An 18,906-nucleotide genomic window follows, 5' to 3' on the forward strand; every position below is an offset into this window, starting at 1 on the left:
ACACACAGGATTTTATCTTTTTTGAAGAGGTTTATCAATAAAATAAGAGCCGATAGCCTTTAGCTGTTAGCTGATAGTTCTTTGATAGATTGATTAAAGTAGTTACAAGTTACTCCGCCCTAGGGCAGTTACGAGTTACAAGTTAGTTCACTGTTTACTGCTAACTGTTTACTGTTAACTGATATATCTGTTACCTTTGTTACCTTTTAACAGTTAGGGGTTACAAGATACTCTATTTTGTTTCACGCAAAGGCACGAAGTTTTTACAAGCTATGGATTGTTAACTGATGACTGTTTACTGTTAACTGAAAAGCCATTTGCCTTGTTCAAAATATGCTGATTTGATAATATTTAGCTATTTTTGTTTTCAAGAATACCTGGAATACGAATAAAAAAATATGAATTATGGTTATAAAAGGTTTGATTCTTCTGGTTGTTACTCTTTTGTCAGGTTTGTTTATGATAGTGGCCGTATTCTGGGCCATTGTAAAATGGAGTAATAAAAAAAGCCGTGATACGGGTTGCCTGTTGGCTATTCTATTCTTTATACTTGCTGCTTTCTGCGGAGTCTACCTTGTATATAAAGGGGTTAATACCGTCATTGAGAAAGTGCCTGAAATAAAAGAACAGGCCGTAGAAACTATTGCCGGTGCATATACAATGTATTACGGTGATTCTCCTTATATGAACAGCCTGAAAGCGATGCAGCCTGCGGATTCTATCATCCCCGAAACATATTTTACCTATGCCGGATTCAGGGATAGCTATCGTATTCCGCTGATATATCCTTATTCTATAAATGCCATAGATGATATGGAATACGGGACTCTGGATGATGAAGGCGGTATAAAAAATATAGTCAAAGAAACAAACAAGGCTAAAAATGTACTTTCCAACATCACGTTTTTTGCTTTTGATAAGAATATGCTGCTGGCAAAAACGGTATCGTATTCCAAGACTGAAATAAAATATGTCATATTCCATTTTGCGACAAAACAGGCTGAAGTATTCGATAATGAAGTGGATATGAAGAGGAAAGCGGAAGAGGCCGGTTTTGACATGACAAAATCCATGGAAAGGATGAGCACATATTATTATGACTTGTTTTAAGAATGAGTACATTTGCACCTACTTAAAGAAACCGATATGAAGAAACTTTGGTTTATACCTATAATCCTATTAACAATAACTATGTGCAGTAACAAACCGAAAGAACCCGTTGTGCTATTACAGACCAGCTATGGCAATATAAAAATCAAGCTGTATAATGAGACTCCAGTACATCGTGATAATTTTCTTAAACTGGCTGAGGAAGGGTTCTATAAAGACCTGACATTTCACCGGGTAATAAAGGATTTTATGATTCAAGGGGGTGACCCTAAAACCCGGAATATAGCCGACGGAGATACTATACCCGAAGATAAAACGATGGGAGATACTATCCCTTCCGAAATAAGATTTCCTCTACATTACCATAAACGGGGAGCCATAGGCGCAGCCCGCTGGGGTGATGCCGAAAACCCGACAAAAGCTTCCGATGCTTCACAGTTTTATATCGTCACCGGGGAACTTGCTTTCGACAATAAACTGAACGAACTGGAAAAAGTACGGTTCGAACGGTTGAAACAAAGCATTTACAATGGCATCCAGTCGGCCAACATGGATACAATCAAGGCTCTGTATAAGGAAGGGAACCGTTCTGCTATAACAGAATTAAGAAGTAAGATGCTTTCTGAAGCAGAAGAACAGGCAAGTGCAAGGAAACCGGAAACAATATATACCGACGAGCAGCGCGAATATTATAAAACCAGGGGAGGAGCGCCGCATCTGGATAATGAATATACCGTCTTTGGTGAAGTGATCGAAGGTCTGGATGTAGTGGACAAAATACAGAATGTGAAAACAAATGAGAAGGATAAACCACTGAAAGGTATCCTTATGAATGTCATAGTATTAGAAAAATAAAGCTGTTGGCCTTGTTGGCTTAACAACTCAATATATAGCTAAACATTGGAGATTACCTGAATATGAAAGAAAGCAAAGAGTTTATTTTTCAAAGAGATATAATCACCGAAACCGTAGGTGAAGGTGTTACCAGACAAATACTGGGATATAATGACGAACTGATGCTGGTCAAAGTATCTTTTGAAAAAGGAAGCATCGGCGATATGCATAGCCATCCGCATGTACAATCATCATATATAGAAAGCGGCAGATTTGAAGTCACCATAGATGGAAAAAAAGAGGAACTGGTGAAGGGTGACGGCTTTTATGTGCCTTCGGGAGCAGTACACGGACTTATCTGTCAGGAAAAAGGTGCGGTCATAGATGCATTTTCTCCCGTGAGAAAAGATTTTATATAAGATAATCTACAAATTACGATAATGAACAATAAAACTGATGACAAAGCCTGGAAAGTATTAAATAGTGAATATCTTTTTCAGGAACCTTGGCTTACAGTCCGGCGCGAGCATATACAACTGCCGAACGGAAATGAAATCCCCGATTACTACCTGCTCGACTACCCTGATTGGGTAAATATTATAGCCATCACAAAGGACAAGGAATTTATTCTTGTACGCCAATACAGGCACGGACTCGGATACACGTCTATGGAATTATGCGCGGGAGTAGCTGAAAAGTATGACCCTTCCTTTGAGGTTTCTGCGCAACGGGAGTTGCTTGAAGAAACAGGATATGGTAAGGGTAACTGGATGAAATATATGGAAATATCCGTCAATCCGGGAACGCATACCAATATGACTCATTGTTTTCTTGCTACCGATGTAGAAAAGGTTTCGGAGCAGAATCTGGAAGCTACCGAGGATATATCTGTACATTTGCTATCTGCAGATGAACTTGTATCGTTATTAAAAAAGGATGGTATCAAGCAGTCTGTTCAAGCTGCGCCGCTATGGAGATATATTGCTGAGAATCATTTAATTTGAAGTAGTACACTTTTAGACAGGTAGAACAAAAAGGAACTTCTATAAAAAAGAAAAGGTTGTCATCACGACAACCAATCTTCATTGTTAACCTTAAATCTAATACCATGAAAAACACAGTACAAAGATAATTGATTTTTATGTTATAAAACATGTTTTGGCGTTTTTCTTTCGTTTATTAACTTTATTTAACCCGTATTGATATGGCCTTTCATTAAACTGTTCGGTTTTAAGCCTTCAAATCACTATTTTATCAACTTTACCCTCTGATTTATTATTTTTTTCTAAAAGGATTATCTATATAGAAAGGATATAGGAATGACTGAATCAGGATTTTACTTTTTAGTTAGTAAAGTTCTATTTCCGCAATTCCCTTTTATTCTTATTATTTTTTCAATAAAGTTTATTTTGCAATCTTGACATAACAAAAAAGTATATATATTTGCAATGTTTATATTGCAAAATAGACTAAATAGATAATCGGAGAGAAAATGAGAAGTAATAAATTTGCTGAAATAAATGTAAGTTACACCGCTAAAGAAGCCATTGACGAGGCCAAGCGATGCCTTAACTGTAAAAACCCGCTATGTATACAAGGTTGCCCTATAGAGCATAATATCCCGGGTTTTGTAAATCAGCTGTCAATGGGAAATATTGGTGCGGCAATGCAAATAATAAATGAGAAGAGCAACCTTCCGGCTATATGTGGAAGAGTATGTCCTCATGAGAAACAATGCGAAGGTCATTGTATCCTTAATAAAAAAGACAATCCGGTAAGGGTAGGCAAATTGGAACGCTTTATCGCGGACTTCGACAGTGATATGAACCTCATAAAAGAGCGCTTGAAACCCAAGACAAGAGGAAAAGTGGCAGTGATAGGTTCCGGACCGGCAGGACTGACTGTTGCCGGAGACCTGGCCAGGGAAGGGTTTAATGTCGTTGTATTTGAAGGGCAAAAGGAACCCGGGGGAGTATTAATGTATGGCATACCGGAGTATCGCTTGCCTAAGGATATTGTCCGTAGAGAGATCAAGAAAATAGAAGCTTTGGGTGTTACTTTCATAAATGACTTTCTTGTTGGAGAAAAAATGACCGTCGATGAAATGCTGTCACATGAATTTGATGCTGTTTTTATAGGCTCAGGAACCTCCGTCCCCAATAGGCTGGATATTCCCGGAATTAATCTGTATAAGGTATTGCAGTCTTCTTATTTTCTCAGGATGGTCAATCTGTATAATAATGGTGATATAAGCAGAAATGCAGTCCCTTTGGTAGAAGGTGAGAACGTAGCGATTATCGGTGCCGGAAATGTAGCTATGGATGCTGCACGCACAGCTTTGAGAATGGGAGCTAATTCTGTAAATGTGATATATAGAGGTACAGAAGATGAGTTACCTGCATTGAGAACCGAGTATAATGAAGCAGTAGAGGAAGGCACTAATTTTCTATGGAAGAGCCGGACAGTAGAATGTATCGGAGAAAATAACACACTCAAAGCTATTCGTGTCGAAACCCCCGACGGAGATAAGATAATGCCTATGGAACGTGTTTTCATTGCTATAGGCTCAAAGCCAGCCAACCGTATAGTCTCTACATCTCTGGGTATTGAGGTGAATGATAGCGGCTATGTAATAACTAAAGAACATCCATACGGTATGACCACCCGTAAAGGTGTTTTTGCCGGAGGGGATGTAGTGCATACGCCGCAGACTGTTGTTTTGGCGATGCGTGAAGCTAAGCAAGTAGCGCTGGGAATAGCCCGGTACATTGATGCTGTTAAGCTGTTGGAGGGGTGATTTCTAATATCTGGTATTCGCGTCTACAGCAACTTCAATTGCGACTGCTCCAACAACAAGTGTTGTACCCAACAGTATCTCCCAGAAAGTATTGTTGGCGGGTTTTTCTATATAAAAGAAATCTCCTCTCTCAGCCATATCTCCCGGAAGGTTAGATGGCTTTATAGACTGGGTTTTAATTAAATTCGACATATAGAAGCTTTGCTGGAATGTCATAAGGTGTTCCGGTCGGGCATAAACAGTCAGGTAACTTTCGAAGTGTAAGGGGCTGTCAGATTCGGAGTAATCTATCCTCTTTATTTTTATTGTATTACTGTTTTTATCTCCCAGATAAGAATCTCGATAAAGCTTCTTGTCCAATTTATCAAAATTCATATTCAACCTTAAAGGGATATAGCTAATCATGGTCTCGGGAGGTATGAAGCTTATATTCTGAGGCGATTCTATATCTCCGGCAAAACTTCCGTCTGCAAAACTGTATGTCTTATCCGGAGTAAGATTGTAATTATCCACAAATACTTGAGTGCTTCCTGAGAAATTAAGTTTGTCTTTCGCATAAGAATATGCTGTGCCATCCAGTATAAGAGCAGAGCGTTGCCAATCTACATATAGCGGAACAGACAATTTATTGAAAACCGTAATCTGTATGGGAGCGCTTTCTCCCTTGAAACAATAGGCGATCCATAAACTATCGGTTTCAAGGAGGAAATCTCCATTGTCTACTTTCTCTACATATTCGTTATTCGTATTCAATGTAGAAAAGAAGTAAGTAGAACTGCAGGATGTAGCAGTCAATAAAATCAAGATAAAACAAATAGCTTGTTTCATACAGCTAAATTTTATAAACGGGTTATTCTTATACAAGTATATTATTAAAATCCGATATATACAAATTATCATTTTAGATTGATCTCACTAATAATTCTCTCCGGAAATCAGTCTATAGTACTGTTTTTATATATAGATAAAGTTATCTGAAAAAGATAAAGAGCCATTCCATCCCGGAATAGCTCTCTACAATTAACCTAAAAAACGTATTAATCAGGGCCGTCCTCCCGGCCCTCCTGAAGATGTTCCGATAGTTGTCAGCATAGAACTTGTTGTAAAAGTCGTAGCTGCCGTACCTTTTGTATATGTTGTTCCTGTATACAGTCCGTGGAAATCGCTTCCGCCCGAAACGCTTCCGCCTGTATATATAGTGTAACTTGTATTTGCTGCCAGATCGGGACTGCTGAACAACAGCGTCAGTGGTGAATATGTACGTGGTATTTTATAAGTCAGTACACTTTTTCCGTCCGCAGATTCTATATGTATAATCTGGTTGGCTGTGCCTGTAGTTCCATAAACAACCGACCGTTGGGTACTGACACTCGCTGTTGGGTTGCTGGTTGCTCCGCCGGTGCCTACAAGTATTCCGCCAGTAATCTTGAACGTGTTGTTATCACAGTCGAAACCCTCTTCGGGAGATTTTGTGCCCGACGAAACGATAAGTCCCCCCGTAACGGTCAATGTGCCGTTTGAGTCGATACCGTCATTACTCTCACTATAGCAGTATATATTTCCACCATTGATCCCTATGTGATTGGATGCATTGATACAGTCATCATATGCCTCTATCTCTATTGTGCCGTCATTGATGGTCAGGGTCTTTTTACTTTCCAGTCCTTCAGCTTCCACGCCGGAGGTCTTGATCGTGATATTTCCACTATTGACAGTCAGGTTTCCATCGCTTTTTATAGCTTTGGCGGCAGTGTCGTCCGAACCGTATTTAAACTGGCCTCCTGTTGTTGTGACCTTTATAGTTCCACCATTAACGACAAGTTCACCGTCTACACTGATGCCTTTTCCTCCTGCGCCGGAACTTTCTATAGTGATTGTTCCTTTATCAATGGTCAGATTTCCGTCACACTTTATACCTGCCGCAGATGATATATCTTTATCATCCGTATCATAAAAAGCATCTCCGGTTGTAATCAATGTCATGTTGCCTCCGCTTATGTTCATATCGCCCCCTGTCTTGAAGGCCTTGGCAGCAGTCCCTTTAGTGGTTACGTTGATTGTTCCGGCAGTAACCGATAAAGAGCCTAAGTCACTTTTTATACCCTGAGCCTTTTGGCCTGTGGTAGTAATATTTATGGTCGCATTACCGATAGTTATGTATGGATCGATAGTCGTATCGGCATCTTCATATGAAGCTACAATGCCATCATCACTACTGTTTATTGTAATATTTCCGGCATCTATCCGAATATATCCTTCGTCGCAATCGATACCATCGCTTGAAGCTTTAATATTCAGGGTTCCACCATCCATACGGAAATAATCTTTGGCGTGGATACCATCACTGACGGCCGTGGCGATTGTGATATTTCCTGTTTTCACTCTTATATAATCATCACTGCAAATAGCATGTTTATATCTTCCATAAACAAGCAGGCTTCCTTCTCCTTCGAAGTTCAATTGTCCTTCACTAAAGAATGCACCTTTCATATCTTCATCAGCGTAAGCCGTATAAGTATTACTGTCGATAAGTCTGCTGTTTGTTCCGTTTACGAGAGTTACAGTTACTTTTTTCCCGGATTGAACATTGAGGGCAGGACCATCGCTACTGGTAATATCCACCCCGTTCATCATAAGTCCGAATTTATAATCGCTATAAATCTTAAATGAACCGCTTTGTATGCTCCCTGACAAGACGTAATTAATTTCTGTTATCAGATTTGTAGAGGTAACAACTACATTGCCACTACTTTGGGTAATATTCACTCCGTCATTTTCATACGGGTTCGTAATTATTGCTGCATTATCAGAAAAGGTAATGGTAACTGCATTCGAAAACACAGAGTCCCGGGAGTTGGTCTCAAAATCGTCATCAATAACAACTTCAGTATCATCGTCAACTCCATCTTCATCAGTAATAATGTCATCTGTACTATCACTACAGGATGATATTACAAACAAACATATACTACAAAAAAAGCTAAAAACGAATTTATGGATTCTCATACTTTAATAGGTTTTTGTGAATTTGAGCTTTCAATATTACTCCTATTAAAAGAATCGGGCAAAAATGTTCGACAAACAGAGTGGTTTTATCGACGAATAGTTCAGTTTAACTGATTACCTTTTTTGAACAATTTCTTTTCAAGTACCAATGAACATCATTGAAGGCTTTATAAAATCAAAGAACTCTTTAGCTGATAATTTATGATATAGATAAAGTTTTCCGGAAAAAATACGGCCTTGTTTTGATAAAAGAAAAGGATGGGGTAATTGCCCCATCCTTTTCCCTATATTTAAGAATACAGAGTATTACAACATTTCTTTCTTTGCCTTCATGGAAGAATATCCCAGATAACCGATTATAACCAGATACATAGCCAGAGCCAGTAATTCGGAACCGCTGTTTGCCAACCATTCTTCATTAACCAGATTCACTCCTCCGAAACGCATAGCAGCGCTGACTACACCCATCAATGCACCTCCCGCTATAAATCCGGAGGCTAATAATGTACCTTTCTCCAGCCGTGCGGCATTCAGGGCTTCATCTTTACTGCGGCTGCCAACGTACCAGCTGACTGCGCCACCTATTAATAAAGGTGCGTTCAGTTCCATCGGGATAAACATCCCTAAGGCAAATGCCAGAGCAGGCACGCGTAATAAAGTGAGTAAAATGGCGATCAAAGCACCTACGGCGTATAATACCCACGGTGCCCCGGCTCCCATCATCAGCGGCTCTATAACTGCAGCCATGGCATTAGCCTGCGGTGCTACCAGAGCATTAGCTCCTGTAAATCCGTATGTTTTATTCAATATCAGTATTACACCGCCTACTGTTGCTGCGGAAACCAGTGTGCCTAAAAACTTCCATGACTGTTGTTTCGCTGGTGTTGATCCCAGCCAGTAACCTATTTTAAGGTCGGTAATGAAACCTCCCGCCATAGACAACGCAGTACAAACCACACCACCTATAATAAGGGCTGCAACCATACCCGATGTCCCTTTCAATCCTACCGCTACCATAACCACTGAGGCCAGGATAAGAGTCATCAGCGTCATACCCGAAACCGGATTTGTGCCTACAATCGCGATCGCGTTAGCAGCAACCGTGGTAAACAAGAAAGCTATAATGGCAACAACAAGAATACCTACTATTGCGTACAATAAATTGTGTATCACTCCGAAATAGAAGAAAAGGAATGTCACAATCAGCGCAACAATGATACCGATAGAGATAATTTTCATCGGCAGGTCGCGTTGTGTGCGTTTGTCTATCTGTTTTGTATCGGCAGCTCCACCTCTAAGTTCTTTGGATGCCAGACCGACGGCGCTCTTTATAATTCCCCACGATTTTATAATACCGATAACTCCGGCCATTGCAATACCACCGATACCAATATGGCGCGCAAAAGTAGTGAATATTGCTTCCGGCGTCATAGTAGAGATAACTCCTGCAAAAGTAGGATTCAAAGTCGTCAGCATAGTATCTCCCAGGAACGGAAGAAGCGGAACGATAACGAACCATACCAATGCGGAACCGGCACAGATTATTGCGGCATATTTCAGTCCTATTATATAGCCCAGCCCTAAAACGGCGGCACCTATATTTACTTTGAAGACCACTTTGGCTTTATCGGCAATTTCTTCGCCAAAAGGCAAAACGCGCGTCGTGAACGTCTCCGACCATGCGCCGAATGTGGCAATGACAAAATCGTAAACTCCCCCGATGATTCCGGCGAATATAAGGGGTTTGGCCTGACTGCCGCCTTTTTCACCCGATACAAGCACCTGTGTGGTTGCTGTAGCTTCGGGGAAAGGATATTTTCCATGCATATCGGATACAAAATATTTACGGAACGGAATCAGGAAGAGAATACCCAATATACCACCCAGCAAGGAACTTAAGAATACCTGAAAAAAGTCGACACTAATTTCGGAATATTTGGATTGCAGGATGTATAAAGCCGGAAGCGTAAATATCGCACCTGCCACAATAACCCCACTGCTGGCTCCAATGGATTGGATAATTATATTTTCACCCAGAGCATTCTTTCTCTTGGTAGCTGTCGATAACCCTACGGCAATGATCGCTATCGGGATGGCTGCTTCAAAGACCTGACCCACCTTCAGGCCGAGGTAAGCAGCGGCGGCACTAAAGAGTACAGCCATTACCAGCCCCCATAGTACCGACCATGGAGTTACTTCTTTATACTGTTTGTCGGGAGACATTACCGGCTTGTATTCTTCGCCGGACTTCAGTTCACGGAAGGCATTTTCAGGTAGCCCGGTCACCTTCTCTTCATGTTCTGTTTTCACGCGTTAGCTGTTTTATCGGTTACAAAAGATTCAAGACAGAACGTCTTGAATTATGGACAATACAAAACTACATTTTTTTCTCGGAAAGAAAAAAGCGAAAGCGGATATCTTTCAGTAAACAACTAGCAGTAAACAACCACAACCCGTAGCCCGTAACTGTTAAAAGGTAACAAAGGTAACAGATATATCAGTAAACAGTCAACAGTTAGCAGTTAACAACTTGTATCTCGTGTCTTGTCTACTTGTAACTATTCCCAAAAAGGTAACAAAAGTAACAGATATATCAGTTAACAGTAAACAGTGAACTAACTTGTAACTCGTAACTGCCCGCAGGGCGCAGTAACTTGTAACTATTAAAAAAGGTAACAAAAGTAACACTTGTTTCAGTGAACAGTGAACAGTTAACAGTAAACAGTCATCAGTTAACAACTCGTATCTTGTATCTCGTATCTTGTCTACTCGTAACTCGTAACTGCCCGAAGGGCGCAGTAACTTGTAACTGTTAAAAGGTAACAAAGGTAACACTTTTTTACTTATTACTTTTTACCCTCATTGTAAGTCCGCCTTGGGGAAACAACGTTCGGCGGAGCCAATTGAGGGGGCCATTTCATTCTTTCAAAGAACTGATAGCTATAAGCTAAAGGCTGACAGCTCCTATCTATAGATAAAGTTTTTCGGTTATAATCTGGGTTTTTTTACGTGATATATTTGTCACAATAATAAAAAGTGATATATTTGTCACAAATTATAGTCTTTAAATTATTAGCGCTATGGAAATAAAGGGGAGAACAAACAAAAATATTATGTACTATTATAAGTATACATGGCCTTTGGGATTTGGTGGTTTCACGGGCTTAGTCTACTTTATAAATCATGATCCGAAGTCATTGTTTGGTTTTATATTCTTTATGTTTTTTGGTAATTATTTTATAGGTAAACTTGCCGGGGAAAAAAAAGATGAAAGATTCTTGGAAAACGGTAAGCGTGCGTGGCTTATTGCTTCCAAAATACCGTTTCTGTTACTGCTTGTTATGTCTCTGTGCATTCCTTATTTTTCTGTTACAAAGGAATTTTTTATTGCACTTTCATCTCTCGGCTATGGAGTGACAATAATTGTTTATTATTCTGTCCTCTACTATTTTGAACGTTATACCTAATCCCGATGCCGGAATTTATAAGCCATCTCAAGGAATACCGTATATTGGCAGGTCTTACGCAGGAAGAACTGGCTGAAAAAGTAAATGTCCGCCGCGAAACGATTATTCGTCTCGAAGCAGGCAAGTATAACCCGTCTCTCAAACTGGGGATTGATATATCCAGAACCCTTAAAACACCGATAGAAGATATATTTGAATTTATATAAACCAGAAAGAGCAGACTGCCAGGCCTGCTCTTTCCTTATATCTTTTGTATCTGTTCTTTACAAAGCCAATCCCATAATCAAATCGGGGAAGATACCCAGCAATAAATTCAATACAATGGCTGCGGCAGCAACCGCCTTATATTCGAAAGGTACTCTCAGCCGTTCGGTGGTTTCCGGCTCTTTTGTAATCATTACATTGGCAACACCAAGATAATATGATACAGCTATTACGGAGTTGATGATACCGAATATAACCAGTATCAGATGGTTTGTTTGCAACATTTGCCCGAATACAAAAAACTTGGCAAAGAATCCTGCAAAGACCGGAATACCGCTCAGTGAAAGGAAAGCACATATCATTACTGCTGTCAGCACAGGTTGCCGTTTTATCAGCCCGAAGAAATTGGAAATATCTTCGTTGTCCTTGCCTCTGCATACACCCAGTATAACAGCAAATGCCGCTACTCCGGCAAGACTGTACGCCGCGGCATAATATAATACTGTGTTGGCTGAACTACCGATAGCCAGTAATGTCATCATCATGAATCCTGCATGCGAGATACCCGAATAAGCCATCATACGCTTAATATTGGACTGTTTCATTGCAGTGATGTTACCTACGGTCATCGTCAGTATGGAAAGTACGATCAGGGCTATCTGATAAGCAGGGGTTATACCCGCGGCAAGGATACTTACTATTTTGTATAAAGCGCCTATTGCAGCTACCTTTACTAACGTACTCATCATCGCTGTAACAAGGGTAGGAGAACCTTCATATACATCGGGTGCCCAGAAATGAAACGGAACGATAGATGCCTTAAAGAGCATACCCACCGATATCATAATAAAACCGATATTGAACCATAAAGGCATTCCCGATAGCATCGAGTTCACTGCTATTTCGTTTATATCGAATGAGCCTGTTGCACCGTACACCAAAGCGAGACCAAAAAGGATGAAACTGGAGGCAAATGCTCCCATGATGAAATATTTCATACCCGCTTCGTTGCTTTTCAGGTTTTTCGGTTCGCTTGCCGCCAATATATAGGCTGCAATGGAAAGCACTTCGAGGCCGATGAAGAATATGGCGAAATTGCCGAACGAAACCATTGCTATGGCACCCGCGAGCATAAATACTTTCAGGGCTACATAGTCTGCAATTTTTACCATCTTGTCCTGATAGAATTTGGGGCTCATCGTTATGATGAGAATGGCAAGGACGATGAATAAGATGGAAAACCCTTGCGAAAACCCGCTTGTCACCACCATGTTGTACTTATCCGTGCCAAGGAATGACTCTCCCAGATAAAATTCGGTAACAGTCAATCCCAATGCCGCTATCAATCCGATAAGGGTGACAGGTATAAGGATCTTTCTTAAATTGAGAATCTCTAATAACAGGCAAATAATTCCTAATCCCGAGATGGCTATCAATGTACTCATTATATATCTGACTAAATTTTTATCTGTTAAGGTCACAGACCTATTTGTTATTTTAATATGTAAAACAGCAATAATAAATTATGATTCAACAATGTATCATTAAATACTATCTGCTACTTAATATGCATTACAATCTCTTCTAAACTGGAAGATACAAGGTCTGTCACCGGTTTTACATACACTCCGAAGAATAATAGTACCGCGACGATCAGGCTGAATACGAAAATTTCAGTTTTGGACAGATCCCTGAACTTAGTTTCAGAAGGCTCTCCAAGCATAACGCGCTGAAACATTCGCAGCATAAATAATGCTCCCAGGAATAACGATGTTCCTATTGCCAGGGCATACCATGGATTTACTTCATAGAGGCCATACATAATGGTAAATTCCCCGATAAAGTTAAATGTCAGCGGCACACCGATAGAAGATAATATGGCAAGGAAGAACGCGACTGTAAATTTAGGCGTATGGGAAGCGATTCCTCCGAGTTTACTCATTGATAATGTATTGGTGCGGTTCTGGATTATATCTACAGAGTAGAACAGTCCTACAATGCCGAAACCGTGTGCTATGATTAGCACTATTGCCCCCTGCAAACCGTCATAGGTAAGGGCATAAGCACCTGCCGCCACAAAGCCTACATGGGAAAGTGAGGCATAAGCCATAAATCGTTTCAGGTCATCTTGCCTCAATGCCATTATAGCGCCGTACACTACACCGATGATACAAAGTATAAGAATAACTGTCCTTAGTTCCTGCGCGGCAAAAGGCGTAGTCGGTATCTGCCAGCGTATAACGCTGTATGCCCCCATTTTCGACATCAGGCCGGCCAGCAGCATTGTACCTACAGCCGGGGCCTTCTGGTACACATTAGCCTGCCATGTATGGAATGGGAAAATTGGTATTTTTATCGCATAGGCAAGGAAGAAAGCTAGGAATATCCATATCTGTTCCGTATTGCTCAGGTTAGCGTTGTAAAATGCTTCCAGTTGGAAACTTCCGGTTTTTACATACATGTATATAATTGCAGCCATCATAAACAATGATCCGGCGAATGTAAACAGGAAGAATGTCATGGCAGCCTTGCGGCGCTTGGCCATTTCTCCGTTACCCCATAATATGATGATGAAGTAAATCGGGATAAGCGACATTTCCCAGAATACATAGTATAGTAGCGCGTCACTGCTAAGGAAAGCCCCTGTCATGGCAAAGGCCATAAACATGATAAGGCTGAATAAGAGCTTTTCGTTTTTAAACTCACGGTTATGCGCAGCCAGTATAATGATGGGTAATAAAATTGTTGTCAGCAGGATCATGGCGATGGCCAATCCATCTGCCTTGAGCGAGAATGATATACTCGGATTGCTTATCCATTCCGCGCTGTAGCTTGTACCTGCGGCACCGTATTTAAGACATAGGGCAACAGAGAATATACCTGCTGCGACGCTGAACAGGATGGCAACCTTGGAGGCAAATCTGTTCCCTGAAAAATAAGTAAGAATTGCACCTACTAATAATATGATTAATATAATAGCGATATTCATGTTTCTTTAAAAATTTTTATACAAGGAATAAACAGATTATTAGTGCACTGAAACCTAACACAAAGAAGAACAGGTAAAATCCGAGGCTTCCGTTCTGCAACTTCTTGAAGTACGGGGAAACAGCTTCGACTAGTTCTCCTCCTCCTTTAAAGAAGCCTTTGAGCCATTGTTCCATATATTTATCGAAGAAACCGGCCAGAGCATAAAGTGGTTTTACGAATAATGCATTGTATATTTCATCGATATAATATTTATTGTAAAGCACTTTTCCAAATCCTGTAATTTTATTATCCCCGGCAGGTACTTCCGATTTCTTAATATATTTGAAGTAAGCCAGTCCAAGACCTATAAATGCAATCAGAGATGAGATAATCACTGTTGTCAGCTGCATGTCCAGAGGTGGATGTTCTGCTGTTGCGCTTGGCAGTATCGGAGCAAGAAATCCGTTTAACCAGCTATGAACACCAAGGAAAGAAGGAAGGCTGATAACCCCGCCGAATACAGCTAAGAAGCCTAATATGATTAACGGCATTGTCATTGTATTCGGTGACTCGTGCAAATGATGCTTCTGTTCTTCCGTCCCTCTGAATTTTCCGAAGAATGTCAGGTACAGTACCCTGAACATATAGAAGGCTGTCAGCAGTGATGCCAGAGCGCCGAGTATCCAGAGTATTTTGTTATGCTCGAAAGCTGTCAGCATTATTTCATCTTTTGAGAAGAAACCTGCAAAGAGGGGTATTCCCGAAATGGATAGTGTAGATACTAAGAATGTATAATATGTTTTAGGCATAGCTTTCCTTAGTCCGCCCATCTTACGCATGTCCTGTTCGCCGCCCATCGCGTGTATAACCGAACCCGAACCAAGGAAGAGACAGGCCTTGAAGAAAGCATGCGTGATAACATGGAATACAGCCACATGGTATGCTCCCAGCCCCAAAGCGAGGAACATAAGTCCCAGTTGCGACACAGTGGAGTATGCCAGCACTTTCTTTATATCGGTCTGTGCAATAGCTATCGAAGCTGCAAACAATGCTGTCACTGCTCCCACAACGGCTATCAGCGTCTGTATATCCGGTGTCAGATCGAAAAGGAAGTTAAGACGTGTCACCATAAAGATACCTGCTGTTACCATTGTTGCAGCATGTATCAGTGCGGAAACAGGGGTAGGTCCTGCCATCGCATCCGGCAACCATGTATATAGAGGTATCTGTGCACTTTTACCTGTTGCTCCAACAAATAGAGCTAAAGTAGCAACGCCAAGTAATGTGGAAACTTCAGGATTGGATGTTGTAGATACGGCGGTTTTCAATGTATCGTAATCCACGGTCTTGAACAGATAAGCGAGTGTAAAGATACCGATAAGGAAGCCTAAGTCGCCGATACGGTTCATTATAAAGGCTTTCTTTGCCGCGTCATTGTATTTTTGATTTCTCGACCAGAACCCGATCAGCAGATAAGAACACAGTCCGACACCTTCCCAGCCGATGAACATAACCAGCAGGTTGCTTCCTGCTACCAGTACCGACATAAAGAATATAAAGAGGTTGAGATAAGCGAAAAACCGGTCTATATTCCTGTCGTCGTGCATATATCCCATCGAATAGATATGGATCAGCGCGCCGATACCTGTAACAAACATCAGCCACAACAGGGACAGTTGGTCAAGTGTGAAGGCCAGATTTGTAGTGAACTCACCGAGCGCAATCCATTTAAATAAGTCTACATGTACAACTTCACCGGAGGAAAGTACGCGGAGAAAAAATACGAGCGATATAACAAAACTGACAAGTACAGCCGACGTGGCGATAATTCCGGGCATTGTCCGTCCCAGAATTTTTTTGCCGACGAGCAGATTGATTAAAAAACCAACAAAGGGGCTAAGCAGAAGTATTAATACTAATAGTGTGTCCATCCGTGTTTATCCTTTTAAGTTTTTTAATTCATCAATATCGATAGTGCCTATATTCCTGTAAATGGCTACCAGAATAGCCAACCCTACGGCAACCTCGGCGGCGGCTACTGCCAGCGAGAAAATTACAAACACCTGTCCGCTCGTATCCTGATGGTAAACCGAAAATACTGCAAGCAACATATTGGCAGCTGCAAGCATTAGTTCTACCGACATCAGCATAACTATCGTACTCCGACGATACAACAATCCGATCGCACCTACCGTAAACAAAAGTATGCAGAGGTAGATGTAATTGTCGATTCCTACTTGTTCTAATATATTATTCAGCATAGCTTAAGCTTTTTTCTCTTTTTTAGAAATTAATACGGCTCCGATCATGGCTGTTATCAACAGTATAGAAGCAAACTCGAACGGAACAAGGTATTCATCGAGTAGTACCTGTCCGATAATATTTACCGACTGGTAATCCAGCCCCTCGGCTTCGTATGTCTCTACCACAGGAGCCGATTTTATTAGTGCTGCCAGTAATACAATACCCATCAGGCAGGAAGAAACGGTGGCGGCTACACGGCTAATCACTTTCTTTTTAGGCTCGTGTTGTTCACTGAGGTTCATCAACATGAGGGTGAAAAGCAACAACACCATAATTGCCCCAGCATAAACCACAATATTTATTACTGCCAGAAACAAAGCATTCAGCAACAGAAAATGTCCTGATATGGAAAAGAAACAGATAATCATATACACCGCACTGTGGATAGGGTTCTTTGATATTACAGTCAAAATACCTGTACCGAGTGTAATGGCTGCCAGAATGTAAAAAATTACAGATATCATATATTATTAGTTAAAGCCCCTCCCGACCTCCCCGGAGGGAGGAGTGGTAAAACCACGATGGAGAGCGTTATATTATTATATTTTCTAGTCATTTCATTATTTCATTCTAAGTCCCCCTCGGGGGGATTAGGAGGCTAATCGTATTTCCGCGCTTTACCATCTTCTACTGAAATCACCAGCTTATCCTTGCCATAGATAAAATCTTCTCTTTCCAGTTTCGGTTTTACCAGAAGCTTGGATTTGGTAAGATAGATCGCATCTTTAGGACAAGCATCTTCACATAGTCCGCAGAATATGCAGCGCAGCATATTGATTTCATATGTAGCGGCATATTTTTCTTCCCGGTAAAGATGTTCCTCGCCTTTCTTACGTTCCGCAGCTACCATTGTAATAGCTTCAGCCGGACAAGCCAGGGCGCATAATCCACAAGCCGTACAGCGTTCGCGTCCCTGATCGTCACGCATCAATACATGCTGGCCGCGATATACAGGACTGAACTCACGTTGCTGCTCGGGATACTGGATTGTGTTTTTCTTTTTGAAGAAATGTTTAATCGTAATCCACATCCCTTGCACAATAGCAGGTAAATAAATGCTCTCGATAAAAGTCATTTTTTTATCGGTAACTTCCACTTTTTTGCCTGATAACGATATATCTTTTATTGATGACATCTCAAATCCTTATTTTTTATTTAAAAATCAGAATAGCAATTCCTACAAGGAAGATATTTACGATAGCCAGCGGGAATAACATTTTCCATCCCAGTTTCATTAGCTGGTCGTATCTGAATCTCGGTATTGTCCAGCGCACCCACATATAGAAGAATATGAAGAATGTTGTTTTTGCCAACAGAGACAAAACACCGATTGCATTTGCTATATTTACTCCCCAGTTTTCGTTTACCCAGTCTATACCTGGATAGTTGTATCCTCCGAAGAAAAGCACCGATATGAATGCAGAAGAGAAGAACATACTCGCATATTCGGAGAACATGAAGAATCCCATACCCAACGACGAGTATTCGGTATGGTGGCCGTTAACCAACTCCGACTCACACTCGGCAAGGTCGAACGGTGTACGGTTACATTCCGCGAAAGAACATACAAGGAAAATGATAAAGGTCAGAGGCTGATAGATGACATTCCATTGCATTCCGTGCCATCCGCTTTGCTGTCCGGTTATTTCCACAAGGCTGAGCGAACCTGTCATCATCACCAGCGCAATGATGGATAGCCCCATTGCTATTTCATATGAAATCATCTGGGCACCCGCACGGATACTTCCCATCAGCGAATATTTGTTGTTAGACGCCCAACCACCGATTACTACACCGTAAACACTGGTAGATAATACAGCTACAATGTAGAGTACGGCTACATTTACATCTCCAATGTAACCCATTACTTCACCATACCCCGGTATGACGAACTTTTCAGCCCAGGGAATTACAGCAACACCTAACAAAGATACGGACATCGCAATGGCAGGAGCCACAACGAAAAGTATCTTATTGGGTGTGTTTGGCATAAACTCTTCTTTCGAGAAAAGTTTTGCTCCGTCGCAAATAGGTTGCAATAGCCCAAATGGACCCGCCCGGTTAGGCCCGTAACGGTCTTGCAGGAATCCGGCGACTTTTCGTTCAGCATACGTGGAATACAATGCAAACAGCATTGTTACCGCAAATACAAGGACGATAAAGATTAATTTTTCTAAAATAAATGCAACTTCCATAAATTCAGTTATCAGTCAT

17 protein-coding genes are annotated in these 18,906 nt (G+C 41.0%); 7 read left to right on the plus strand and 10 right to left on the minus strand.

The window, feature by feature from the left end; translation table 11 throughout:
* Positions 1-405 precede the first annotated feature (405 nt).
* The 5 genes from ACFO6W_RS09890 (at position 406) to ACFO6W_RS09910 (ending at position 4,741) form a co-directional block, all read left to right on the plus strand.
* Positions 406-1,110 (plus strand): hypothetical protein, encoded by a 705-nt coding sequence (locus ACFO6W_RS09890; protein ID WP_379995853.1) that lies wholly within the window; start codon positions 406-408, stop codon positions 1,108-1,110.
* A 36-nt stretch (positions 1,111-1,146) separates the two neighbouring features.
* The gene (locus ACFO6W_RS09895; RefSeq protein WP_379995855.1) at positions 1,147-1,965 is read left to right on the plus strand and encodes a peptidylprolyl isomerase; all 819 of its coding nucleotides are present in this window, start codon (positions 1,147-1,149) and stop codon (positions 1,963-1,965) included.
* Positions 1,966-2,027: 62 nt separating this feature from the next.
* Positions 2,028-2,363 carry a cupin domain-containing protein gene (locus ACFO6W_RS09900; RefSeq protein ID WP_379995858.1) on the plus strand — a complete coding sequence of 112 codons (336 nt, stop codon included), beginning with the start codon at positions 2,028-2,030 and terminating at the stop codon, positions 2,361-2,363.
* Positions 2,364-2,384: 21 nt separating this feature from the next.
* Positions 2,385-2,948 (plus strand): NUDIX hydrolase, encoded by a 564-nt coding sequence (locus tag ACFO6W_RS09905; protein WP_379995860.1) that lies wholly within the window; start codon positions 2,385-2,387, stop codon positions 2,946-2,948.
* Between the two features lie 488 nt (positions 2,949-3,436).
* Positions 3,437-4,741 (plus strand): NAD(P)-dependent oxidoreductase, encoded by a 1,305-nt coding sequence (locus tag ACFO6W_RS09910; RefSeq protein WP_379995862.1) that lies wholly within the window; start codon positions 3,437-3,439, stop codon positions 4,739-4,741.
* A 3-nt stretch (positions 4,742-4,744) separates the two neighbouring features.
* On the opposite strand, the gene ACFO6W_RS09915 is transcribed toward ACFO6W_RS09910, so the two are convergent.
* From ACFO6W_RS09915 to ACFO6W_RS09925, 3 genes are all read right to left on the minus strand, one after another.
* A complete protein-coding gene (locus ACFO6W_RS09915; protein ID WP_379995864.1) occupies positions 4,745-5,569 on the minus strand; it encodes a hypothetical protein in 825 nt (274 codons plus the stop codon).
* Between the two features lie 213 nt (positions 5,570-5,782).
* Complete coding sequence (locus ACFO6W_RS09920; RefSeq protein WP_379995867.1) at positions 5,783-7,747, minus strand: carbohydrate-binding domain-containing protein; 1,965 nt, start codon at positions 7,745-7,747, stop codon at positions 5,783-5,785.
* A gap of 306 nt (positions 7,748-8,053) precedes the next feature.
* A complete protein-coding gene (locus tag ACFO6W_RS09925) occupies positions 8,054-10,057 on the minus strand; it encodes an OPT family oligopeptide transporter (RefSeq protein WP_379995869.1) in 2,004 nt (667 codons plus the stop codon).
* A gap of 803 nt (positions 10,058-10,860) precedes the next feature.
* On the opposite strand from ACFO6W_RS09925, the gene ACFO6W_RS09930 reads away from it, so the two are divergent.
* Both ACFO6W_RS09930 and ACFO6W_RS09935 read left to right on the plus strand, forming a co-directional pair.
* Positions 10,861-11,214 carry a DUF3796 domain-containing protein gene (locus ACFO6W_RS09930; protein ID WP_379995872.1) on the plus strand — a complete coding sequence of 118 codons (354 nt, stop codon included), beginning with the start codon at positions 10,861-10,863 and terminating at the stop codon, positions 11,212-11,214.
* Positions 11,215-11,219: 5 nt separating this feature from the next.
* The gene (locus ACFO6W_RS09935) at positions 11,220-11,420 is read left to right on the plus strand and encodes a helix-turn-helix transcriptional regulator (protein WP_379995874.1); all 201 of its coding nucleotides are present in this window, start codon (positions 11,220-11,222) and stop codon (positions 11,418-11,420) included.
* Between the two features lie 57 nt (positions 11,421-11,477).
* On the opposite strand, the gene ACFO6W_RS09940 is transcribed toward ACFO6W_RS09935, so the two are convergent.
* The 7 genes from ACFO6W_RS09940 to nuoH form a co-directional block, all read right to left on the minus strand.
* Positions 11,478-12,863, minus strand: a complete 1,386-nt coding sequence (locus ACFO6W_RS09940; RefSeq protein ID WP_379995877.1) for an NADH-quinone oxidoreductase subunit N — start codon at positions 12,861-12,863, stop codon at positions 11,478-11,480.
* 113 nt (positions 12,864-12,976) lie between these two features.
* Entirely contained in the window at positions 12,977-14,407 is a 1,431-nt protein-coding gene (locus ACFO6W_RS09945; RefSeq protein WP_379995879.1) for a complex I subunit 4 family protein, read from the minus strand.
* Positions 14,408-14,423: 16 nt separating this feature from the next.
* Positions 14,424-16,319 (minus strand): NADH-quinone oxidoreductase subunit L, encoded by a 1,896-nt coding sequence (nuoL, locus tag ACFO6W_RS09950; protein ID WP_379995881.1) that lies wholly within the window; start codon positions 16,317-16,319, stop codon positions 14,424-14,426.
* A gap of 6 nt (positions 16,320-16,325) precedes the next feature.
* Entirely contained in the window at positions 16,326-16,649 is a 324-nt protein-coding gene (gene nuoK / locus ACFO6W_RS09955) for an NADH-quinone oxidoreductase subunit NuoK (RefSeq protein ID WP_006798591.1), read from the minus strand.
* Positions 16,650-16,652: 3 nt separating this feature from the next.
* Positions 16,653-17,156 carry an NADH-quinone oxidoreductase subunit J family protein gene (locus tag ACFO6W_RS09960; RefSeq protein WP_379995883.1) on the minus strand — a complete coding sequence of 168 codons (504 nt, stop codon included), beginning with the start codon at positions 17,154-17,156 and terminating at the stop codon, positions 16,653-16,655.
* 134 nt (positions 17,157-17,290) lie between these two features.
* A complete protein-coding gene (locus tag ACFO6W_RS09965; protein WP_379995885.1) occupies positions 17,291-17,827 on the minus strand; it encodes a NuoI/complex I 23 kDa subunit family protein in 537 nt (178 codons plus the stop codon).
* Between the two features lie 16 nt (positions 17,828-17,843).
* A complete protein-coding gene (nuoH, locus tag ACFO6W_RS09970) occupies positions 17,844-18,887 on the minus strand; it encodes an NADH-quinone oxidoreductase subunit NuoH (RefSeq protein WP_379995887.1) in 1,044 nt (347 codons plus the stop codon).
* Positions 18,888-18,906 lie beyond the last annotated feature (19 nt).

Origin of the sequence: Dysgonomonas termitidis, from assembly GCF_042654545.1 — a bacterium.
Lineage (GTDB): Bacteria > Bacteroidota > Bacteroidia > Bacteroidales > Dysgonomonadaceae > Dysgonomonas > Dysgonomonas termitidis.

Excerpts from the sequence above, each read along its gene's own strand:
- ACFO6W_RS09945 (WP_379995879.1), bottom strand. The coding sequence starts at position 14,407 with ATGAATATCGCTATTATATTAATCATATTATTAGTAGGTGCAATTCTT.
- nuoK (WP_006798591.1), bottom strand. The coding sequence starts at position 16,649 with ATGCTGAATAATATATTAGAACAAGTAGGAATCGACAATTACATCTAC.
- ACFO6W_RS09915 (WP_379995864.1), bottom strand. The coding sequence starts at position 5,569 with ATGAAACAAGCTATTTGTTTTATCTTGATTTTATTGACTGCTACATCC.
- ACFO6W_RS09935 (WP_379995874.1), top strand. The coding sequence starts at position 11,220 with ATGCCGGAATTTATAAGCCATCTCAAGGAATACCGTATATTGGCAGGT.
- ACFO6W_RS09905 (WP_379995860.1), top strand. The coding sequence starts at position 2,385 with ATGAACAATAAAACTGATGACAAAGCCTGGAAAGTATTAAATAGTGAA.
- ACFO6W_RS09960 (WP_379995883.1), bottom strand. The coding sequence starts at position 17,156 with ATGATATCTGTAATTTTTTACATTCTGGCAGCCATTACACTCGGTACA.
- ACFO6W_RS09890 (WP_379995853.1), top strand. The coding sequence starts at position 406 with ATGGTTATAAAAGGTTTGATTCTTCTGGTTGTTACTCTTTTGTCAGGT.
- ACFO6W_RS09920 (WP_379995867.1), bottom strand. The coding sequence starts at position 7,747 with ATGAGAATCCATAAATTCGTTTTTAGCTTTTTTTGTAGTATATGTTTG.
- ACFO6W_RS09910 (WP_379995862.1), top strand. The coding sequence starts at position 3,437 with ATGAGAAGTAATAAATTTGCTGAAATAAATGTAAGTTACACCGCTAAA.
- ACFO6W_RS09965 (WP_379995885.1), bottom strand. The coding sequence starts at position 17,827 with ATGTCATCAATAAAAGATATATCGTTATCAGGCAAAAAAGTGGAAGTT.
- ACFO6W_RS09940 (WP_379995877.1), bottom strand. The coding sequence starts at position 12,863 with ATGAGTACATTGATAGCCATCTCGGGATTAGGAATTATTTGCCTGTTA.
- ACFO6W_RS09930 (WP_379995872.1), top strand. The coding sequence starts at position 10,861 with ATGTACTATTATAAGTATACATGGCCTTTGGGATTTGGTGGTTTCACG.
- nuoH (WP_379995887.1), bottom strand. The coding sequence starts at position 18,887 with ATGGAAGTTGCATTTATTTTAGAAAAATTAATCTTTATCGTCCTTGTA.
- ACFO6W_RS09900 (WP_379995858.1), top strand. The coding sequence starts at position 2,028 with ATGAAAGAAAGCAAAGAGTTTATTTTTCAAAGAGATATAATCACCGAA.
- ACFO6W_RS09895 (WP_379995855.1), top strand. The coding sequence starts at position 1,147 with ATGAAGAAACTTTGGTTTATACCTATAATCCTATTAACAATAACTATG.
- nuoL (WP_379995881.1), bottom strand. The coding sequence starts at position 16,319 with ATGGACACACTATTAGTATTAATACTTCTGCTTAGCCCCTTTGTTGGT.